General features: G+C 33.8%; 13 protein-coding genes. 12 read left to right on the top strand and 1 reads right to left on the bottom strand.

Annotated elements, in window-relative coordinates; translation table 11 throughout:
* Positions 1-3: 3 nt before the first annotated feature.
* The 5 genes from BN990_RS19800 (at position 4) to BN990_RS19780 (ending at position 5604) form a co-directional block, all read left to right on the top strand.
* Positions 4-495: a hypothetical protein gene (locus tag BN990_RS19800; RefSeq protein WP_038246637.1), complete on the top strand. Its 492-nt coding sequence runs from the start codon at positions 4-6 to the stop codon at positions 493-495.
* Positions 496-507: 12 nt separating this feature from the next.
* Positions 508-1944, top strand: coding sequence for a galactose-binding domain-containing protein (locus BN990_RS21655; RefSeq protein WP_051739340.1), 1437 nt, complete (start codon positions 508-510; stop codon positions 1942-1944).
* Between the two features lie 67 nt (positions 1945-2011).
* Positions 2012-3967: a hypothetical protein gene (locus BN990_RS19790; protein ID WP_038246636.1), complete on the top strand. Its 1956-nt coding sequence runs from the start codon at positions 2012-2014 to the stop codon at positions 3965-3967.
* Between the two features lie 35 nt (positions 3968-4002).
* On the top strand, positions 4003-5145 hold the full coding sequence (locus tag BN990_RS19785; RefSeq protein ID WP_148530742.1) for a discoidin domain-containing protein: 1143 nt from the start codon (positions 4003-4005) through the stop codon (positions 5143-5145).
* 12 nt (positions 5146-5157) lie between these two features.
* Complete coding sequence (locus BN990_RS19780) at positions 5158-5604, top strand: hypothetical protein (protein ID WP_038246633.1); 447 nt, start codon at positions 5158-5160, stop codon at positions 5602-5604.
* A gap of 116 nt (positions 5605-5720) precedes the next feature.
* Here BN990_RS19780 and BN990_RS19775 read toward each other — a convergent pair whose 3' ends face one another.
* Complete coding sequence (locus tag BN990_RS19775; protein WP_038246631.1) at positions 5721-5978, bottom strand: hypothetical protein; 258 nt, start codon at positions 5976-5978, stop codon at positions 5721-5723.
* Positions 5979-6087: 109 nt separating this feature from the next.
* Here BN990_RS19775 and BN990_RS19770 point away from each other — a divergent pair, with 109 nt between their 5' ends.
* From BN990_RS19770 to BN990_RS19745, 7 genes are all read left to right on the top strand, one after another.
* Positions 6088-7245, top strand: coding sequence for a S8 family peptidase (locus BN990_RS19770; RefSeq protein ID WP_051739338.1), 1158 nt, complete (start codon positions 6088-6090; stop codon positions 7243-7245).
* 101 nt (positions 7246-7346) lie between these two features.
* Positions 7347-7829: a hypothetical protein gene (locus BN990_RS19765; protein WP_038246629.1), complete on the top strand. Its 483-nt coding sequence runs from the start codon at positions 7347-7349 to the stop codon at positions 7827-7829.
* 70 nt (positions 7830-7899) lie between these two features.
* Entirely contained in the window at positions 7900-8043 is a 144-nt protein-coding gene (locus BN990_RS22755) for a hypothetical protein (RefSeq protein ID WP_158295261.1), read from the top strand.
* A gap of 135 nt (positions 8044-8178) precedes the next feature.
* Positions 8179-9702 (top strand): hypothetical protein, encoded by a 1524-nt coding sequence (locus BN990_RS19760; protein ID WP_051739336.1) that lies wholly within the window; start codon positions 8179-8181, stop codon positions 9700-9702.
* Positions 9687-15863: a PA14 domain-containing protein gene (locus BN990_RS19755; RefSeq protein WP_038246627.1), complete on the top strand. Its 6177-nt coding sequence runs from the start codon at positions 9687-9689 to the stop codon at positions 15861-15863. The genes BN990_RS19760 and BN990_RS19755 overlap by 16 nt, the downstream gene beginning before the upstream one ends.
* 41 nt (positions 15864-15904) lie before the next feature.
* Positions 15905-21616, top strand: coding sequence for a hypothetical protein (locus BN990_RS19750; RefSeq protein ID WP_038246625.1), 5712 nt, complete (start codon positions 15905-15907; stop codon positions 21614-21616).
* A 48-nt stretch (positions 21617-21664) separates the two neighbouring features.
* Complete coding sequence (locus BN990_RS19745) at positions 21665-22714, top strand: hypothetical protein (protein WP_038246623.1); 1050 nt, start codon at positions 21665-21667, stop codon at positions 22712-22714.
* The last annotated feature ends 21 nt before the right edge of the window (positions 22715-22735 follow it).

Genomic DNA, 22735 nt, shown 5'->3' with positions numbered 1-22735 from the left:
AACATGAGTCGCCCTACAAAAATACTGCAAAAGGATTTAGATGTTACTTTACAAACATTAATTAATCAACTGAAAGTTATCCAAGGTGACGCTATTACTTTAAGTGAAAAGTTATTAAATATTGATACATCAATGATGGGTAATGCAGAGGCTGAAGTTATTAGCGATTTAAAACAAGCTTATTTAGATAGTGGAAAGCCAATATCCCAAAGGGTAGCTGAACTTGAAGATGAGTTAGAAACAGGTAATTACAGTGAAGTATTTACTTATGAGAATGGAAATGTAATTAAACACGAATCTTCAGGAGATCGGGTTTTTACAGTTACCTATAATTACAAGGATGATGGAAGTGGAGAACTTATCAATTCAGTAAAAACATTCAGTAATGGAAATGGAAAAAATGTGCAAGTAACAAAAACATACTCCTATACAAATGGAGATATAACTGGAATTCAAACAGAGACTCTTATTAGCCCAGAAGAGCCTAGTGAATAAGAGGGTGATCATATGGATGTAATATCATTAAGTAAAGCTGTAAATGCATTGAAGGATATAGACTATCTTAATGAACAGATAATCGGGAATAAAGCTGAGTGTCGATTTAAAACAGTGGATCATCGATTAGATTGGATTGAAGGACAATCAGATAAATTGCTCGTAGGAAACAGTTATAATATTGATTTTAAACATGGCGTTTTTAACAATTTGGAACCATTAGATAATAAATTGCAATTAAAAGAAATTGGTAAGATTTTTGCCCCTTCAAATAATAATCTTTTACTAAAAAATCTAGATACGACATTTAGCATTACATTTAGTTCAAGTTTAGAATACTTTCATTTTCAAAATAGAATGTTTGATGGCAATTACTCTACAAGTACTAATTCAAGTATTTCCACTAGGTTTCCAGGGTGGTTTCAACTAAACTTCAACCAACCACACCTCATATCAAAGATGAAGTTTATCTATAGCGGATATGGCAAACCTAAAGAATGGATAATAGAAGGAAGTAATGATGAATCTGTCTATGAGACTATTTATCATGAAACTGATGAAACTAAAAAAGAAATAGAATTTATTATTGAGGAGCCTAAAGAATATCAATATTATCGTATTACTTGGTCAAGTATAAGAGAGGGTAATCGAATAACTGTAAATGAAATAGAATTTTATGAACTTGAAGAAACTAAAACTTATGTCCCCCAAGGTTCATGGACTTCAACTGTAATTGATTTGGGAGTAGGTTGGAATAAGACAAGTTTAGTTGATATCACAAATCAATTAAGTGAAACTACAAATATTGAAGTAAAAGTTGCTACTTCACAAGACGGAATCTCTTTTACTGATTTTGCTTCTATAGATATTGATAATCCAGTTCAAGCGAGATTTTTGAAATTAAAAGCTATTTTATCTTCAGAAGTTATATTTCCAACTGAAGAGACTGTCCAAGACGTTGCAGTAGAAACACCAGTAATAGATTCTATAAAGATAAACTACGATGAATTGACCATTGAAGGAAGGATGAAAGAATTAGAGGAAACCAATGTTGTTAATCTTTCTAAATTAAATTTCAAAGCTAATTCACTGATGCTATCTGAGAAATATAGATTACATGATTTAGTGATTGATACATTCGAAGATACAAGTGAAGTAGAAGAAGCAACTGGAACTTACGATGAAACTAATAAGTTGTATAGTGGTCAAGGAGAAGTAATTTTAACTCCTGAATTAATAAAAAATTCAAAGAGCTATTTATGGGTAATATCTGATGGAACAAAGGATGTCATACTGACATATTCGATAGACTTAGGAAATAATTGGGAAGAAATAAAAGAAGATACTATAATAAATATTGCATTAGAGGCAAATACAGAATTACAAATAAAGATCTCGTTACCGAATACTTCTTCTAAAGTATCTGCTATATCATTCGGTTGGGCGTAATCGCCCTTCCATCTATTTTAAATACAATGTATAATAATTGTAATGCCTTTCAATTAGGAGGTAGACGATGGATATAATTAGCTATCAAAAGGCTGCTAAAGCAAAGAGAGAAATTAAGTTAACACAAGACAAGTTGGGTATGAACGGCACTGAGCAAGATAAAGATATCAAAGATAAATATGAAAATGTAGATAATCGAATAACTGCATTAGAAGAAAAAGATCCTGGAGTGGAACTAGTAAACCGTGTATCAGATGTGTCTATACAGACTTCTATAAACTTAAATAAATATAATTTAAAAGTAAATTCACTGCTTAATCTCCAACGATACAAGTTAAAAGATTTAATTGTAGATGATTTTGCAGATGAAAGTGGTATAGACTCCAGCTTATCCATTAATTATTTCTACGACAAGGACAATAATTTAATTAGAATTGCTGAAGAGGGAAATAATGCTGAAATTGTCACCATAAAAGAAGATACAGAAGGCATTCCTGAAATGGTTATGGTCTCAAAAGAAACTAGTGAGCCTGGTATCATGCAAAGAGAGGTAGATTTAGCAAAGGGTACTTTTACAAATACAGTCTATTTAAATGGACAGCTTAAGTTAGAAGCAACTGGTGAACAAGTAATGGACGGTTATAAAAATGCAGTGCCAATGATGATTTCAGAAACAGCACCTGAAGGATTAGTGTTTGCAAGTACTTATTATGCATCCAATTATCCTTATCAAGCTTTTAATGGCGTTGCTTCAGACTTTTGGAACACAACAAGCTTAGGTAATTTTGTAGGATATATATTTGAATCTCCAAAAGTTATAAAACAAATTAGTCTAACAGCAAGAAACGATACTTTACCGTCCAGAACACCAACTTCTTTCAGGATAGAAGCATCTAAGGATACTACAAATGGAACAGATGGCAATTGGGTTGAAATAGCACAGTTCTCTGAAGAATTGAATTGGGCCATAGGGGAAAAAAGAATATATCAATTAAATAACGAAGAAGATTATATATCTTACCGTATTCTAATTCTAGATGCACAAAGAACTGATTACCCAACAATAGCCGAATTAGAATTTATAGAAGAAAATTATCTAGATAGATACTACAATGAAGGAACTTATGAATCTAATATTATTGACCTAGGACGAGTTAGTACAATTTCTGAACTTTTTTCAGGGTATAGTGATAATTTAGTACCAGTGCTAGAGCAGAATGAATCAGCAGAAGGCTTTGCTTTTGCAAGTGATTATTATGACTATGGAGATTATCCAAGAATGGCATGGAGAGCTTTTAACAATAACGTTTCGGATTTTTGGAATACTGAAAGATTAAATAATTACGTTGGATTTTGTTTTAATTATCCTCAATTAGTAAAACAAATCTCCATAAGTGCTAGAGCAACTGGGTTTCCAGAAAGAACACCATCAGCTTTTAGAGTTCAAGGTTCTTTTGATACAACAGATGGTAATGATGGAATATGGGAAGATATACAAACTTTCCACAATGAAGAAAACTGGTTTGGTGGAGAAACAAGATATTTTACTTTAAATAATTCTAAAAGTTATAAGGCATACAGAGTTTATGTGTTAGATGCTGAAAGAATAGACTTCCCTACTATTGCAGAGTTGCAATTTTATGGTTATAAAAACTCTTCTAGTAAAATTGATTTATTGATATCCACTTCATTAGATGGAATCAACTATTCAGAATACAAAATAGTTGATTCTGGAGGTAAATCTGAAACGGAAAAATGTCGTTATGTACGGTTAAAAGTCATTCTGAAAAGTGGAGAGAATAACTTAGGAACACCTAACATAGATCGTATTAAACTACTGTATAAGCATGAATTCCAAAAGCAAGCTATTCTTGTTTCAAGAAATAATGGACTTAATTGGGTTGAAACTAAAGAAGATGAACTTACTTATTTATCAAATCAACCAGAAGGAAGTGAATTAAGAGTAAAAATAATTCTTGAGAGTGGTCAAGAGTTACACGGTTTAAGCTATGCCTGGATATAACTAGTAAGAATAAAAGAGAATAGTTGGTGATTATAATGGATATTCTTTCATATGGAACATCAAGCAAAGCAGACAAACAAGAAAAAGTAACTCGTAATGAAATATTAGGAGAAGGAATTACAGGATCTTTCTTAACTATGAAAGAACGAATAGATAAAATCGATAAATCTATCCAAAACGTAACAAGACAAGCTGATAAATTAATTATTAATAATGCTGTAAATATAATGAAAGCTAATGCTAAATTAAATGCAATTGCTCAAAGTAAAAAGTATCATATGCATAATATGATCTTTGATGATTTACTAGATTTAAGTGGAATTGACTCTGTAAAGAGCAAACACTACAAACATGATACAAATCTAGGTACCGTTACAACTGAAGATAATCAAGAAGATAATTTCGCAACAATTGTTACAACCATAGAAGAAACAGATGCACATATAGATAAGGCAGTTTTATCAATTGATGCAATAGAACCAGAACCTCCAAGTATTTTAGACTTAAGCAATGGGGAGGATAATAGCTTTAAATATATTGCACCCAATGGAGTGACAGTAAAATCTTCTGCTAAAAAATATGAATATAAAGATCATCCTGAATACTACGCTTTAAGTCATTTATTTAATGGTACGATAAGTATATCGGATGGTAGTATATTTCATTCTGATCCACACAGTTATTGGTTAGCAGATTCAAAAGGCAGTCAATCACTAATATTTGATTTTCAGTCAATCGGAAATCCAGTTATTGAAACTATTAGGGTATATCCAAGAGCAAGAAATGATGCTTCTTCCAATTATAGGATACTTGTTTCAGATGATGATATTAATTATGAAGAAGTTGTTCCATGGGTGACGAACACTCATGATGATAACACACCATATGAAACAATGCGTGAATATGAATTGTTGCTAAGTAATAGATTTGTTCGATTTGAATTAACACGGAATGGAAGTTGGGGAATAATACTCTCGGAAATAGAATTTATTGTTGATTCAATTTCAACAAAGATAAAATATTATATCTCTCGAAATGGAGGGGAGACGTGGGAAAAAATTAAACCTAACACACTATTCTACTTTTCTGATTCAGACCAAATTGATAACAAGCTTTGTTTAAAAGTGGAAATACCAAAAGGAGCTAAATTATCAAGCTACGCTATTACATGGTCATAAGGAGGGATGAAAATGACAAGAGAAAGAATTAGTCTTATTTCAGATGACGACAAAAAGATGCAACAGCTTGAAGATAGGATTCTATCAGGAGAAATTAATAAAAACAATTATGAGCAGTTAAATTTAACACAACAAAATGAAGTCAATAGAATCTTGTTTGAAATTGCAGAAGAAAAAATAAATCTAAGTAAAGGAGTATCTGCTGTAGAATTTGTTTTGTTTGCATTCATTCGTTTGATTTCAAAACAAGTTAATGGCGTTGCAATGACAGCTGAAGATAAAAAAATAGAAGCTGGATTACAAAAGGTTTTAGATTTACATGAGATTTATAATGAAAACATATCTATGGAAAAATGGCTATTTAATTATATGGAATATGCAGAAACAGCTGCTATAAAAATACTAGGAAACCGGGAGGATCATATACAAAGAAAAAAGGGTGTAACTGGTCATGCTTAAAGGATTGATTCAATGCTTGCTTCATTAAATTAAAGTAAAAGGTTGCCTATTCATGGCAACCTTACTATACAAGCATTTATGGCTTTTCATCAAGCTGTAATCTCGGGCCAAACATATTACTCGGCTTGATTTTTTTCTTTCTTCTTTTCTTTTTCCTTTTTTGTAACTTCTACAAGTTCTTTGAACTTACCATCCAAATCTTTTAAGAACTTTTGGCTATCATATTCTCCGTTACCATTTAGAGCAATATCAATCCTTGCATAAACTTGTTTCAAGAATGCTTTAGCTTCTTCCTCTTTCATTTCATTTACACAGTTGAGTACATTGTCATAATGATTTACAGATTCTTCATCAGCTAACTTCTTTTCAAACATATACAAATCCTCCTGTAAATTATATAAATATGTCACAAGTCCAGCACCACACTATTTTGCGATGTGATATACTATATTTTACCATATTTTTGGAAGGGAATGTAATTAGATGAACAAAAGAATTATAATTTCAGTCTTTCTATCTATTCTATTTTTGGTCGTAAATTTCCAAGAAGTCGATGCAGCTGTAGATGGTGAAGGAGACCAATATTTCGTTACTTTTAAAACAGAGGTGAATGAAGGTATTATTACAGACCATAATGGTGAAATAATTAAAGAATACACCATATCACCATCACTATTAGTAGAATTACCCAAAGGTAGTGTAGAAGTAATTGAGGAAGCAGATGAAGTTGTTAGTGTTGAACCTAATGTAGAGGTGGAAATTAGTGGTTATGAAGATATTGATTGGGGCTCAATTGATATTGACCCGCAAGAACAATTAGTGCCATGGAACATAGATTATATTGGTTCTACAGCTGCCCATCAACTTGGAATAAGCGGAAAAGGAATTAGGGTTGGAATTATAGATTCTGGTATTAATCCACATAAAGATTTAAAAGTAAGTGGTGGAATAAATATATTGGATAATAGCGAGAACTACTTTGATGGTTATGGCCACGGTACTAAAGTAGCAGGAATTATAGGGGCCTTGGATAATTCTTATGGACTACTAGGAGTTGCATCAGATGCGGATCTCTATTCTATCAAAGTTTTAAAGAATGATGGAAAAGGTCTTATAAGTGATGTCGTAACAGGAATAGAGTGGGCAATTGAAAATAAAATGAATATAGTAAACTTCAGTCTACAAACAAATGTGGAAACAGATATTCTTAGAAAAGCCATTAAAAAAGCAAACGAGAATGATATCCTGCTCGTAGCATCCTCAGGTAACATGGGAGGTACTAAAAAGGACGATACTGTTACTTACCCGGCTGCTTATGATGAGGTTATTTCAGTAGCAGCAATAAATAAAAATGGTGAAAGATACGTCCATTCTAGCACTGGGAAGCGAATTGATATATCTGCTCCTGGTGAACTAGTTTATACTACAGTCCAAAGTGGATTATATTTCTTAGCGAATGGCACATCCATGTCTGCTCCTCATGTTAGCGGTGTAGCTGCTTTAGTGCTACAGAATAATCCAAAATTGAATATTGAAGAAATAAGGAAGATACTAGTTAAGTCAACAAAGCCGTTAGGAAATCCTCATTTATATGGAAAAGGCTTAATTGATGTTCAAAAGGCTATCAAGTTCAGTAATTAAAAAAGTAAATATTTTACTATGAAACTATTTACAAAGTATTAGACATTTAGTATTCTATAATTGCTTATAGTAAAAAATTACCAAAAAAGGGAGAGGGAATTATGTTAAGGAAATCGTTTATTAGTTTCATGGCGCTTATGCTACTGGTTTCTTTTCTAGTACCAAGCGCAAGTTTCGCTGCTGAAAAATCCAATAATATGAAGGAGCCGGTTGTATCTGATAATTACATACAGGATGAGCCTTCAAATGTTGATGATGGAGAAGTTGAAGCTGCTGGTAAAACTGGTTGGATAATTAAAGGTGCAATGCAAATTGCTGAACTTGCAGTTAGATATGGTGGTTCTGGACTATCAAAAATCGTAAAGTTCCTTGATGCAGACCAAGCAAGATATCTCTCTAAAAACAGTGATAAAATCGCTGATGGAATTGACGATGCTCAGAAAAAAATTAGTGACTTAGAAGATTATTCACAAAAACGTTTAAGTGGAATTATTCAACAGTCACTTGACAATATGGGTGTTTCAAAAACATACTATGTTCCAATTGGCGACGCAATTGCAGCGGGAGTAATGCTACTAATTTAAATTGATGCGAGTAAAGGGTTTCAATCATCGAAAAACGAAGATTGAAACCCTTTTATTTTGAATGATGTTCATGATCGTGCAGATTCCAAAACTAAAAGAAAACTTAGGAGGATATCGTGTACATCGTTCTAAAATACATGATAGCTATAAACAACCATTAGAAACTGGGGATGCAAATTTTACAGAATATGAAGTTGCAACAGTTGTGAACTAGCCTACTACATGTTGTAACAGCAATAGATAATTCCTTATAATTTATAAAGAAAAGCGTATTTGTAATATCGTCAAGTACGCTTTTTAATGTTATAATATTGAAAGGCATTACAATTCGGACGGAGTGAATTTGGAAATGACACTATTAGAGTCGCAAAGATCATCGCAGGTATATGCAACAAAATATAATAAAACTGGTCATTCTGCGAATGTGGATTTGATTGCTAATGGCCCATTAGATTTGACTGTAAAGCAAGATAATTATGGGTTAAACGATAAGCCAATCATTCATAATAATGGTGAGTGGTACACAGATTACCGTTTAACCGATCTGCAATTTGAATTAAGTACAAATGAAACAGATCCTAGTATTAAAATCACCATACCTTATTCTAATAGGTTAACAGCAATAGAAGCTAAGTATGCTATTATTTGTTTTTATGACCCTGAAACCCATGAATGGAATGAAATTGATTCCATAAACAATACGGAACAGATGAGCTTTGAATTTGAAACAGATGTTAATGGGATATTCGGAATATGTATTAATAAATATTGGTATTCAACATTCACACAATCACTTGCAAATGAATATCCGCAATGGACGAGAATCCGTAAATCAAAAGAAAGTATCGGACAACAATTTCTTAACTTTTTTGGGATCCATCTAGAAGAAGTAGAAGACTGGTTGAATTGGATTGATGAGCAGAAGCATTTAGTAAGTGCAGAAACAAAAATGCTTGATTGGATATATACCTATTCCCTTCCAAAAATAAATCAGAATGATGATATCCGTATCTTTTATCAGAAGGATAATAAAACCTATTTACTACCAATATTAGAAAGCATTCATGAATTTTTCTATAACGATGCAAATGAAGGTGGGATTATTGATTACCGGGAAAGGAAATTTTATTGCCAAGATAGCTACGATCAAATAAGAGGGATTGTTAAAAATAAAGATGGAGTATCTGAATTTAAGGCGACTCCCAAACCTTATCATATTTGGAATACACTAGATGAATTCGGTCTTCTACTTAATTTAAAGCGAAATTATCTAGAAACGAACACTGCTTTTAAAAATAGATTATTAGATGTTTTTCGTTATCCAGCCAATACTTCAAAAGATGGGCTTTCAAGCGGGATAGCTAGAGAGCTGAATTTAATAACTCATAATGAAAATTGGCTGGATGATTCGAATCCCTTCTTAATTTACAACAAAAGTGGATGGTTAGTTGATCTTAATTCAATCAAAGTGGATTATCAGCCACTAGAGTCAGATCAGTTTGAAATATTAAATGGTAATCATATCCTTATCTATCCATTGAATCAAGGGAGAAACCATACAGTTAGTTTAATTGCGGGAATAGAGAAGTATGAATTCCACGATACATCTAATCCAGAATTACATTATTTAATGTTTAAAGATAACGGTCAGGCAACAGAACGAATGATTGATTGGGTAGCTTACATTAACACTGTTGCACCTATTATGTGGAATAAGTTTAAATGGGGTGAGGGATACTGGGATACAGTTTCTAAGGAATTAAGTGGCGTAGGTTATATTCCAAATATGTGGGATACAGACACAGAAAATTGGAAGAACTATTCATTTACACATAACCGATGGGAGGATAGTGCGATATGGAAGAGAATATAAACCCAGATCCAATTAACGTAGAAGAAACAGACGAAATCGAGCGCAATGATGAAGATTATCAAATCGATCCGTGGACAGAAGACAACGAAATGGCAGAATACATTCCTCCTCGGGGGCATCTTACAGAAATACAAACAGAAGGAAAGGAAGAAATCGAAAAGGTTAATGCCTTTCATTCTGGTATTGGAGATAATGATGATCTCTTCTTAAAAACCCCGGAATCGGAAGAGCTAACGATACCATTCAAATATGCAGCAAGACATAGAGGTAGAAAAAAACATCAAACAACTATCTACCCAGAGATACCTTTTGAATATGGAATTCATTATGAAGGTGAAGAACTGGTTACGGATAATGAACAAGCCTATGATCATCGAGTAGATGCTTACCCTGGTAAAACCATGAAATATTCTGTAAAGCAAAAGGATCCACAACCAACAAATAGAGATTGGGAAGCGCAGCTAAATGTAGAATCTAGAGTAAAGCAAGAAACGTTGGAATATGCAGTAAACTGGAGAGGGAAAGCTGCTGTTGAAGCAGTGTCTGGAGCAGCTGATCTTTTTACTAGTAGAAACGGAAACTTTATAGGGCCCGGTCCACGATCTGTTTGGAATAAATCTGGAAACTATGTAAAGGAAATAGATAACCGTTCACATGCTAGTGGTATTATAGCTAAAGAGTTCTATAACTGGACGGATTATGAAGCTGAATACGAATTCAAAGCAATTAAATCTACAGGTCTGAGAAGTGACCCTTACGCTAAAGTGGTGACCTCATCAAACAGATTAGTATCCATGCCTGGTGCCGATAATGATGTGCTTGGCTTTATCTTTCGTGCAGATCGAAATAATAAAGATTTCTATATTTTTTTATGGGAAGGCGATGAAACCTGTGTAAGTTCATGGAAACCCAAAAGCTATAATGGATACAATATGCTAACTGGTAATTTAACTGGGGGCTATTCTCATACAAAAGCTGAAAATAAATACTCTAGATATACTGTTAGTACAAATCTAGCAACAATTGGAGTTGGCAATTATTATAGTGGGATGAAATTATCTTCTAGTCAAATGTCTAAGTACCGTAATATTAGCAATAATTATGGTTGGGGGAAACAGCATTATAAAGTATATAAAGTAACCAATGGTGTAATGCGGGAAGTAAAGATTAATTATAGAGGTAATGGCGCTGGTTGGAAACAGGACTGGTTTAATATGAACTGGAAAAATAGTGTAAAAGTAAGGTGCACAGGTAATCAAGTAAAAATCTACACTCAAAGTTACAAATCAGGTAGATATAGTGAAAATAACTATAGGTTAGCAGCCCAATTTAATGTAAGTAGCAGCTTTTCAAAGGGAAGTGTCGGGTTAGCAACTTTTTCTCAATCTGTACAATTCGAAAAGATAGCTGTTACTCGATGGGATGACATTTCAGGTAGAAAGCCTGAAAGTGGGTGGTATAAATATAAAGACCCTGGTTCTAAAAAGCTTGCGAGCTCTGGAGCTTCTTATGTAAATAGTGAAGCTAGGGCTGCAGCAAGAGCTCAAACAGGACTTTCTAATCCCGACTACGAAGTAAATTCAGTAACAAGAATAGTTAGGGATTCATCTAAGGGAGCCATGAGTGCTTCAGCAAATGGGCCAGTAACAGTTAAAACATACAATCCTCCAGATGCTGGGCAAATCAGAAAACATAAAATTATAAAAAAAGGTACTGCTTTTATTACACCAGAACAAATTTCACCATCTACCGCAAATGTAGTTTTTCGAACAGCAGATGAGATATTTGGGGTAGATTTACAAAGGTATCTGGATAAAAATCCAATATTGATTTATGAACGGTCTAATGTACAGATTAATGTTCCATCCAATCCATTAGATGATTGGGATTTAGAAGGTGAACGTTTTACAATGTGGGAGAGGAATCCAGAAGTTATTGAAACAACGAAAGACTTCACTGATAAAGTTTATGCTTATCAAGGATGGTATCAATCAATTGATTGCCGTGAAGAATTTGATGGTCTACAATGGGCCACTTATCATTTATCCGTGGTTCCACAAACGATTAATGATGACTACGATGAAATCGAGTTAAAGAATGAAAAGGTTTATATGCGTACTACAGAATGGTATCAGGGAACATATCCAGCAGATATCAAGAACGAAGGAATTGTAACAAATAGAGAACATAAATTTGTAGATATCCCACCTATGCCAGAGCATTACATCGAACCTAACACTGGGGAGGTAATGTATCATGGTTATGAGGATGTAGAATTCCTCCTTATCCAAATAAAGCCTAATGCTACTAATGAAGTCTGGATGGGGTTTAAAAGTAATTTTGAAAATGAAAATACCAACATTACAACAGAACCAATAAACATTATTAATGGACGACCGCTTATTAAGACAAAACAAATTGCTGACCAAGTGGAAATTCATTGTGAGGATCGACCTCGATTGGTGCCGTGGATATCTGGCAAATACATTGGATACGGAAAAGTTAATGGGAGAAGACCATTCTTTAAAGATGGCCTGGGGAAGGCAGATATGATAGATGTACCAACTGATGTTGTTTATATTCCAGATCATTTAGTTTCACTTACCGGACCTTATATAGAAGTAAATGATGAGCGAATAAACTGGAATCTTTCAGAGGATAAGAAGACAGTTGATTTTTTCTCTGATCATATGGATGCATATGTGTGGTACACAGACTGGTATAGTGAATGGAAAGAATGCAATACAGAATTTACTATTTCTTCAAATGAAACATTAACAATTGAAGACCCAATTGAAATTGATCCAAAAGAAGATCCCTATTATGATATGGCTGATACAATTATTGATAAATTTGAAGTTATTAGTACAAATCCATTTGTAGATGTATGGACAGAAGAAGTGAGAGGTGAAGGAAGTGGATGGAATGGGTACTATTATCAATATCCTTTGCTCTCACATATTATCGCTGAAAGTATGCAAGCCATTGGTGACTATCAAGAAATGATTCAAAGCTATCAAATTAAAGATTACATGGATGAAGTTGAAGTGGATATTGATCATGACGGATTTCAAATTATATCGGTTATTAGAGATGATATAGAACTTCCAAATGATAGTGAGAATGGATGGACGCAATATAATGATAAGATTATCTTACACGGTAATGCCATCCAACCAGGGATGGTTCATATTCATTATAGTCTAGGTTCGGTAGAGAGAGAATTTGTTTTAAACAAACCTACTGGAAAAGACATTCATGTTTATCACAATGGGATTCTTTTAAACAAAAGTCAATATGACATTGATAGTAATCGGTTAAGGATTTATAGCAGTCTAAATAAATATGATTGGCTGCATGTTCAATCATATATATCAGAAGACCAGTTTAATCCTGACGCTAAAAATTACCTTGGAGAATTAAAAGGGACACGAATTGATCCAGAAATATGGTTTGATTGGGGAAATGGATCTCCTCTTCATGAATTTATGGAACAACAAAGAACATCTATTTCAATGATGGCATTAAATCCTAATCTACATTTCCGCTTTCATCTCGACATGGAAGTAGTTTACCCTATTCAAGAAATAATTGATATTTCTAATTTCACAGGTGAATGGGTTCAATGGGATGAAGACCCAATAGAGCAAGAAGGATTGAATGGCCCAGGAGATTGGCATGGTCCACCAGAAGAAAACTATCAAGAAGTTACTAACCTGAAAAATCAAAATCTAAGGTCAGGATGGTACAATCCATCTGATTTGAACCGTACAGATTATAGATTTGGATTTAAAGTTCAAGTGCGAGATGGTGACGATGATATGTATGGAGCTATATTTAAGTTTGATGACACCACCCAGAATTTTTATTCATTTGAGTGGGATGGCGGAGGCGTTGATGTAAAAGGTATGGCAGTCTTTAAAAACACTTGCTTAAATCCTGAGGAAGCTGGAGTAAGTAAACTAACATACGATAAAGTTATGTTGGCTCATAATAATCTGACATGGACCCCAGATGCCAATGAAATTAATGAAATTGAAATTAGTACAAAAGGCAGTCAAATTAAGGTATGGACAAATGGAGTCCTTCAATTTGATTTAACAGATGTAGACAACCCCTTTTTAAAAGGAGCTTGGGGTCCTGTTACTCGCTCACAGCCATATACCTATTTCTGGGATTTTTGGTTGCAAAAATACCAGCGTATCACTCCGAATGAGGAGCCTTCATTCAGTCAAATAATGAGCTATGAAATAGAGCGACCTGTGATAGAGGATAATCCAAATATCGAAGTTCACATATCAGATAGAGTTCAGACCTTGTTATATGAGCCATTAAGTATCTTTGTAGAAGGTCACAATCTACAGGTAGATGAATTAGAAGTAGAATACTTTATTCGAAATGACAGTAGTGATTACCAAACTTATTTCAAGAACCAGCAGGAAACAGGGCAAACAATAACACAGATAGGTGAGTCAGAGGTATACGCAACTGTCCGAGGTCATAATCCTCCTCCGCCTCCACCAGAGAATAAACCAATCGATAATAAGGATGAACCTAGTATCGAACCAATAACATTACCAGAAGCTAATCCGAATAATTATTTTGCTATTAGCTGGGATGGTTACTTATTTGCTCCTGAAACAGGTTTTTATGAATTTTCTATTCAAGTAAGTGATGCTGTAAGAATGTGGGTGAATCACCAACTTATTATTGATAAATGGGATCGTAATACCTATAACGAATATACAGATACATTCTATCTAGAAGGTGGCAAATGGTATCCAACTAAATTAAATTATGCAGACTTAGAAGATAGTGCCTTGATCCAATTAAGTTGGAAAACCCCAAGTGGTCGTTATGAAAAGCTTTCTTCGTCTAACATCTCACCTTATTTAGGATATAACATAAAGGCAGAAATAAAGGAAGAAATGCCAATGCCTTGGAGCCCTAAAATTCACAATGGATACTATTATTTCCAAGAAAGAGAACATTATCTATTTGCTAGGGAGATAGAGCTTAATAAAGTAGTCCAAGAAGAAGAGCTACTAATTTCCCCAAGACCTAAACAAGGGAGCCCTATCATTATTGAAACGTTAGATGGAAGACTGCTACGTAAAGTAAATTTCTATAACGAGTATAATCATATTTCCTTAAAAAATAAGGAAATAATTAAAGGGAATGGTTCTAAAAACTATTACTTAAAATACCAAGATATAGATAACTCAACACTAACTGTTAGTGTCAATGATCAAGCGATTGATGATTATGAGTGGGATCAAGAGAAATCCTGTATTTGTTTCAAGGAAAAGATGCTTGCTAAAGATAAGATAGAAGTGTCTTATAAAATTCAAGACAGCTTTTATGTGATTGAAAACCAGAATGTGAGTAAGGACCAAGCAGCAGTTGTCTTTCATAATTATCAAGAATTAAATGAAGTAAAAATTAAGTATGAAGGACATGAAGCAAGTCCGTTTTATAAGACAAATGTAATGACCAATCCTTTGCTCAATCATAATCATAAAGGGTTCTTCTATTTAACAAATAAAGTTGATAGAAATGCTAAAAGTATTAATCTTAATATATCACCAAATAGTTTAGATACTAGCGGAACAGAAAAGGTATTACTAACAGTAAGGGTATATGACAAAAATCATAATCCAATTCCTAATAAAGCATTTACTATATTTAGAGATGGCACTCGTATATATAATGGTTTCACGAATGAATCCGGAGAGTATTACTATATGGACATTCCTCCTGTTTCTAACGAGTTGTTTTCTACCTACAGAGTAGAATGTGAAAGCATTGAGAACAGCATTTTATTAAACTTCTTTGAAGACAATATTAAACAAAGAGCTTTTATCGAACTTAAAGCAGGAAAGTCGACTTTATTAGGGAATAGTGAAGATGAAGTGGGTATTTATATTACACTTCGCAATCATGAATGGTCTGTGATTAAAAATTCAAATGTAACAGTCTCTTATATGGATACCAATCAGGTGAGTCATTCAGAAACAATCACTACTGACCAATATGGTCAGGGGATGATCATTCTTAGCGGTCAAATTGAGAAAAATGGAATCATCTATGTTACAGCTACTTATGACATGGGAGAAGAGCATGCTAAAACAGATTTATATTTAAAAGTCATTGGAGGGTAATTCCCTCCAATGTACATATAAATAGATTGGAGGATTACAATATGTCAGATAAAGAAAAACAAACGCATGCTTATGATGAAAAATTAGAAGATAACACATATACGATGCGTTTAGGTGGAGAGGTTCCAGAAGGAGACGTTAATCTTGGATATATTCATACACCTAGGTTAGATCACAATGAAAATATATCGATTATAAATACGTCTTCTATCCCTGAAAATGTAATACCTCAAGAACAAAAAGTTTCCTTAGCAGCGCCAGATGAAGAAGGAAAGCTAGTATATGTATCTACATATACTGGATTAGATTCAATCCAAGAGAAACCGCCATATGACTTATTCCCATCAAGGGATATTAACGTTACAAGACAGTTTAAAAGTAATAAGCATTCCACTGATGAGGCTTTGTTTTATAAATTTGAAATTAAATACCATTATGATAGTAAGCAGGGTGAGCCTAATAAAGTTGTGAAATACAGGGGAGACCAAATCAAAATTGTAGATGAAAATGGTAATCCAATTGATGACATTAAACACGATATCTATGTAATGGCTATGGAAGATAATCCACATATTCATTGGGTGAAAATATATCTGCATGAGAATACAAATGAAATTGATACGTTTAAAGTAAGATATAATCATATTGACAAAGTAGTTCCAGAAAATGCAGTGCAAAGTTCAACAAACGAGTTAGAGCTTTACAGTAACGCAGATAATACGATAGAGGCATATGGTAGAACCAAACAATTAATTGAGGGTGGAAAGCTTCGCATTGTAAATGGGAATAGCGCTTTTCAGCCAGTAGAAAGAAAAATATTAGACCAATCAGACGCAAATGACGAGTACTATTATCTTGAAGAAAAACCAGCGAATGATGGATACGAAGTATTTGTTACTCAAAAAGCCGAGTTTGATCCAAGAAAGAAAAACATGTTTAATTATAAAGTTATTGCAAGATATAAAGATCCTACAGGAAAGGATCAAATAGCAACAGTAGGATATATCAACGATTGGGTTGTAAATCCAAATGCATTATTGAATCATGAGAAAAGAGAATACACCCAAGAATGGAAGCAAATAGGGATGCCTTATGGAGAAAGAAAATTAAATGTAAAAGATATGATTGAGCTATCACAACCAATCGGAACTCCTTCCATTCCTCAAGAAGCTACTTATGAAATCCTAGATGCCAAGGGAAATCTAATGTATACCACTGTCGAAGCAATTGATAATGAAAATGTTGAAACATTAATTCAAGAAAGACTAAATGACTTTGCTGCTGCTAAAGCAGATAATGTAAAGCCTGATGAATGGACTAGTGCAAAACATCCTAATGTAAAACTCAGAAGTCTGCCTATTAATCATAAGGTAAGTGTAATAGCAGAAAGACAAAAGACACAATGGGATTTTGAATTTAAAGTAACAGGTTCGGGTATCATCGGAATACCTACGTTATATACAGGAAACTGGTGGGTAGTTGGAGATGTAGTTATAAAGGATGAAAGTGGGGAACAAGTTGAAAGAGTTGATATCTCAACAGACCAGCACCCAGTAACATTTGATAGTCATAATCAAATACGTATTATAAATCAAAGAGTTGGATCAATGTTGGAGCCATTCATAAAAAATTATATAGACAAATACAATAATGCATCTTATGAAGTGAAATCTTATACTGCTAAAAGTGATAAAGGTGATATCTTTCTAGATATTGATGAAGCGGGTTATGGATATGTATGGGGCCACACAACAAATCCTAAAGCTGGTGGAACTGATATAGAGCTATGGGAGACATCTGATAATAATCTAGATGTTCATGGCAGCGGGCATGTTAATTATCATGCTGATGGGAATTTTACAATTACTGCAAGTCCTACAAAATTGCCTACAGAGAAAGTTCCAGAATTTGTTGAATCTTTTGCTTGGAATATGCCAGTAATAACAAAGGGAGAAAACGTCTCTGTCACTTTAGATGATGATGGAGAAACCATTCTTGTCTCTGCTGATAAGCCACCTATTATCCCTTTAGATAGGTCAATCACAATTGAACCAGAACCTATTCATAAGCTAGATGGTATTAAAAAGATTGAAGAATTGTTAGGGGAAGGGAATATTATGGAGCAATTACAACTTCCTAATGATGTGCCAATACATGAAGTGCTACTTCGAATAGAAAGAGGAGAACTAAAAGGCAATTCAATGATTGATCAAGACCATCGGATAAATTATAGATTTCGACAGCAACAAGATGGATTAATTCGCTATCCTGTAGATCAGTTTAAAGATGAATTAGGAGTAAATCGACTTCGAATGTCAGGATTATATCATGACTATTTACCAGTTGAATTTAAAATTGATTATGAAGTGGCAGTACCAGTTAATAAGAAAACTAAGATGCAAGAACTTTTCGCTCGAAACGCTGTAGGGGCAGTCATGATAGAAAAGACACCAGGTATTGCTTCTTGGAAGATAGAAAATGGAGTTTTAAAAGATGATGAAAACCAAAGTGCATTTGTTGGTGCATATAATAAGATGCATCTAGATGTAGAAAATCATGTTACAGATTTTTCATTTAAAACTGTTGGAACTGACGATGATTTAGTTGGCGTTCTATTTAGAGTTCAAGACGAAGAAAACTTTTACTTTTATGCTATTGAAGGAGATAGGAACGGGACAGCTGAGGTCTCGACTCGGATAGAAGATGTTCAACCAGCATCACTTCATGAATGGGATATCTTTCGAAGGCCACAGGCTAGTTCTGATCAGGATTATCTGACAAAACGAGGGTGGAGACTTTATCACCAGCGTGTTTATAAAGTTGAAAATGGTAAAAAAAGTGTTGTTGCTGAAAAGTCTACAATTACGAATCAGGGACACATTCGGAACTGGCAAAATAATATTCGGGTTGAGTCACATGGGAAAACAACAAACCTCTATTTTCAAACTGGGACTATTGCAGAGGAAGATTGGAAACGTGCATATCAAATCGAAACGAAATGGAATAAAGGAGCTTTTGGTGTCTTTAATTATAGTCAAAACGTTGAGTTCCTCAATATCCAAACAAGTGAATTAAAAACTGTAACTGGATCTATTCCAAATTTGAATTATACTGGAAGACCAAGAGCAATTATGGCTGAGAATACTCGAAAGTTTTGTGATCAAGATGTTAAGAATCGTATTGCTGGTTCCGGTTATAATACTGACTCTTATACGCCAATATCTTATGTTGGTACTGTTACGGGAAATAGCGGAGAGGTAAGTGTTTCTATAACGGGAGAGGGACCGATACAAGTATTTTCTTTTGTCGATGAGACAAAGTTGGCAGCAGATGTTGATCTGGTTGCTTGGACTCATTATGAAGATTTACAAGCATCTCCTTTATTTGCTATTAAAATAGATGATAGTAAAAAATTGGACATAGATATGCCTAAAGTAGAGGATGCGGATTTAGAAGTTGAGAACTGGTACCTAAGAATAAAAAATGGAAGGTTTGAAAAGAAACTGCAGTTACCCTATTTTGAGCCACAAGAGCGTACACCTTCCATTTATAAAACATATCCAGTGCTATTAAACTACGCACCCAAAGAACCAGATGACATCGAGGAAGTCACGTTACAATATGCCGTTCCTGAATATACTAATCAAGAATTCTATAATCGTCCAACCACATTGGTCGAGAGAGAAACACCTATTATATTAGATGAATTTGCAATAAAAACTAAGTATTATCCAATCTGTCTTAAATCAGAGCAAGAAATAAGCTACATTGAAGTAACTGCTTTTAGGAATAATCAAGCTAGAGTATTACGAGTTAAAGATATTGATGCTGCCAAAGGTATTATATATCTCATCGATCGAATAAGAGAGCAAGATAAGGTTATTATCAGGTATGCTTATGAAGAATATTGGTACACTTACAGAGGTTTTCATAAAAGAGAAATAGAATATGAAGTAATACCAACGGAAGTTCCCATGGCATCAGAAGTGACTTTTGAAGTTTATGCAAAGGGTGAAAGAAGAGAAATTGAAATAATTGAACCTGAAACTAGAACGGTTTTTGGTTTAACGTCTGGCTTTAATATGAATGATGTGTATTCTGACACTCAAGGTATAAATGGCGTAGCTAACAGACTTCCATATAGATGGGATTTCTATAGAGAGCAACAAAGCATTATAAATAATCCTGTAGATCTTTTATTGGCTGGAAGATACTTAAATCAAATCACTGACGGGGTTACTCAACCAAATGAGTCTGTATTTGAAGACATAAATACCTATTTCTTTAGTAACTTAGGTGATGGTATTTATATTGTTCCTATATTAGAAGAAAACGAATCGGTTCGTGCAGAAAACGCTAATCGCACCTTAAATGAATTTGGTGTCTCAGTAAACCATATCGGAGATTACTCTACAAATGATGCTTCTATTGAAGTGAATACAGTACACCCTATTTTTGAAAGTTACAATGGGACCGAAAACTCGATAGAGATTGAAGGAGATTGTGAGCTTGTTATTTCTAATTCAATGGTTACTCCAATTGCTTGGATAGATGAAGCAAGAGAGCATGTCATCATTGCATTATACGAGAACGGAGATCAAAAAGTCCTCATAACCTGTAATCAATCTAAATATCTATTTGAAAATGACAATGGATATAAAGATATTATGAATCAATATATTGAAGCAGTTCTAGGAAATGCATCAACAATCGAAAATGAGATTATTATAACCGATGAAAAAACATTTGGCCCAGTAACACAGAAATTAGAGGAAACCTATGTTACTGGCAGATACCAAGAAGAATACGAGATAAACCATATATTAAAACCAACAGAGCTATTTGGAGAAGAGTGGGTATCTTTTGTCGAGGAATTTAAGCAACACCAATTGGAATTAACGCCTAATATCTCACATCAAATTATTGGAGAGGCTCCATTCAATTCTACAATTAATTATGTTTATGACCAAAAACATCCTGATCAAAGAAGTATGGAATATAATGATATTATTTCTATAAATTCCATTGTATCTATTGACCCAATTTTAGGAGAAAAGATACTGGCAGATTATTTCTTTCATTTAGATTTAAATCCAAGTCCTGGTCATACACACACAATCAATACGAACGGTTTTCTTGAATGGATTCCACTCGATCATGAAATTGATTCATATGAGAAAAGAGAAGCCACTTCAAATGAGTTACTTGTAAAACCGATGCATATTTACATTCGACCTGTATTAATTCAGGATAAAAATGGCGATGTAATAAACGGGACTCAAAATAGTCAGGTAATACGGCACACCGATCAATCATTTTGGTTCGATGATAAGGACTTTAAATACGATGCGAGTATGTTTCGATTAGGGAAAGTGATTCTACAACCTAATAGTAAAATAAAGGATTCTGTTATATTAGATACAAGAACCAGAGGTGGAGGTCTAGATGAAGCTTTATCCAGAAAGATAATTGAAGAAGTAAATAAAGAGTCGCTGCACCATTGGGATATTGGATATTTTGATGGCCAGGCTTATCAAGAAAACGGAATAATTATTATACGTTTACCAAAAACCCTATTAAAAACTAAAGACAATCCTTCAGGGTTTTATGAAAAAGAAATACACGAAGCTGTAAATAAACACAAAGCTTTCGGAGTGTTACCAATTATTGAGTTTTACGATCCTGAGGAGCTCAAAAAAACATCATTTCCAGATGAATTAGATTTACAAAATACAGAAATTTTTGAAATATAAAATGAAATGTAATGCTTTTCATGATAAAATAGTAACGAGGTGAAGAAAATGCCGGTTTATTCAGAAAGGGAATTGATTCCTTTTGTGAACGAATTAGAAGCAAGACTTATGTCTGCTAACAGGGAAATTGAAGACTGGAGTGAGTCAAAAGGAAGCATCTTAAATAGTATCAGTAAAGTTGGGTCAAATACAACAAGATCAACAACTGCACTTGTGAAAGCTGATGAAGCCTTAGCAGAAATAGGAACTGCTACATTCGATATTGTTGCAAGTAGAGGACAGCGTTTAAAGAAGCTAATTGATAATTTGAAAGAAGAAATGGTAGAGATTGCTAAAGACACGGAAGGCAGATCGAGCTCGGACCCTCGTATTAATAAAGAAATTGATAATGCAGTAAGTGAAGTGGATGGCATTATTAAAGATGGATTAAAATTAGATTATCGACTTCAAAAAATTACTGACATTGCGCTAGAAGGAAAAGATATTAGTGATAAGGATCTTATTATTCCTTATGTATATGAATTACAAGAAGTAACATCAAGAGAAATTCAGATTCCTTTATTAGAGGGTGCTGCATTTGTTTCTGGAGAAGTCACCGTGTTAGACCAGAATAAAAATCCAATATTGCATCCTGCAGGAGAAATTATTCATGGAACTATTACCAAAGAAGGAATCGTATCATTAAACTATTTGCCCCTTGAGGTTATTAAGCTTTATTTTCCAGTGGAAATGGCTTTGAAGGATGTTCCACATGATATTATGTTTTACATGATTGACACGCTAGTTCAGAAGAATAGTCAAAACATGCAAGATCTTCTTACATTCCAGAAAGAACAACAGGATATACTATCAGATATTCAAGCAATGCAGGGGCAGGATTGGACAGTAGACTTCTCAATCATGCAAAACCATAAAGAAATTATTCAAGAACAAATAACACCAAAAGGGTTGTACATTGAGATAATAGATGGAAAAGCACATGCGTTTTTTTCTTATAACGATCATAAGAATTTGAGTCATTTTGAGCTCGAAAAATGGGATGAAGAACAAAAAAAATATGTACCTTTTGATGGGGATCGAGGAATTATTCCCAAATAGGGCAGCTCAGCTGCCTTATCT

It is taken from the genome of Virgibacillus salexigens, from assembly GCF_000723585.1.
Classification (GTDB): domain Bacteria; phylum Bacillota; class Bacilli; order Bacillales; family Amphibacillaceae; genus Virgibacillus; species Virgibacillus salexigens.
Note: the sequence above shows the minus strand (reverse complement) of the source record. Positions and strands in the feature narration are given on the sequence as shown.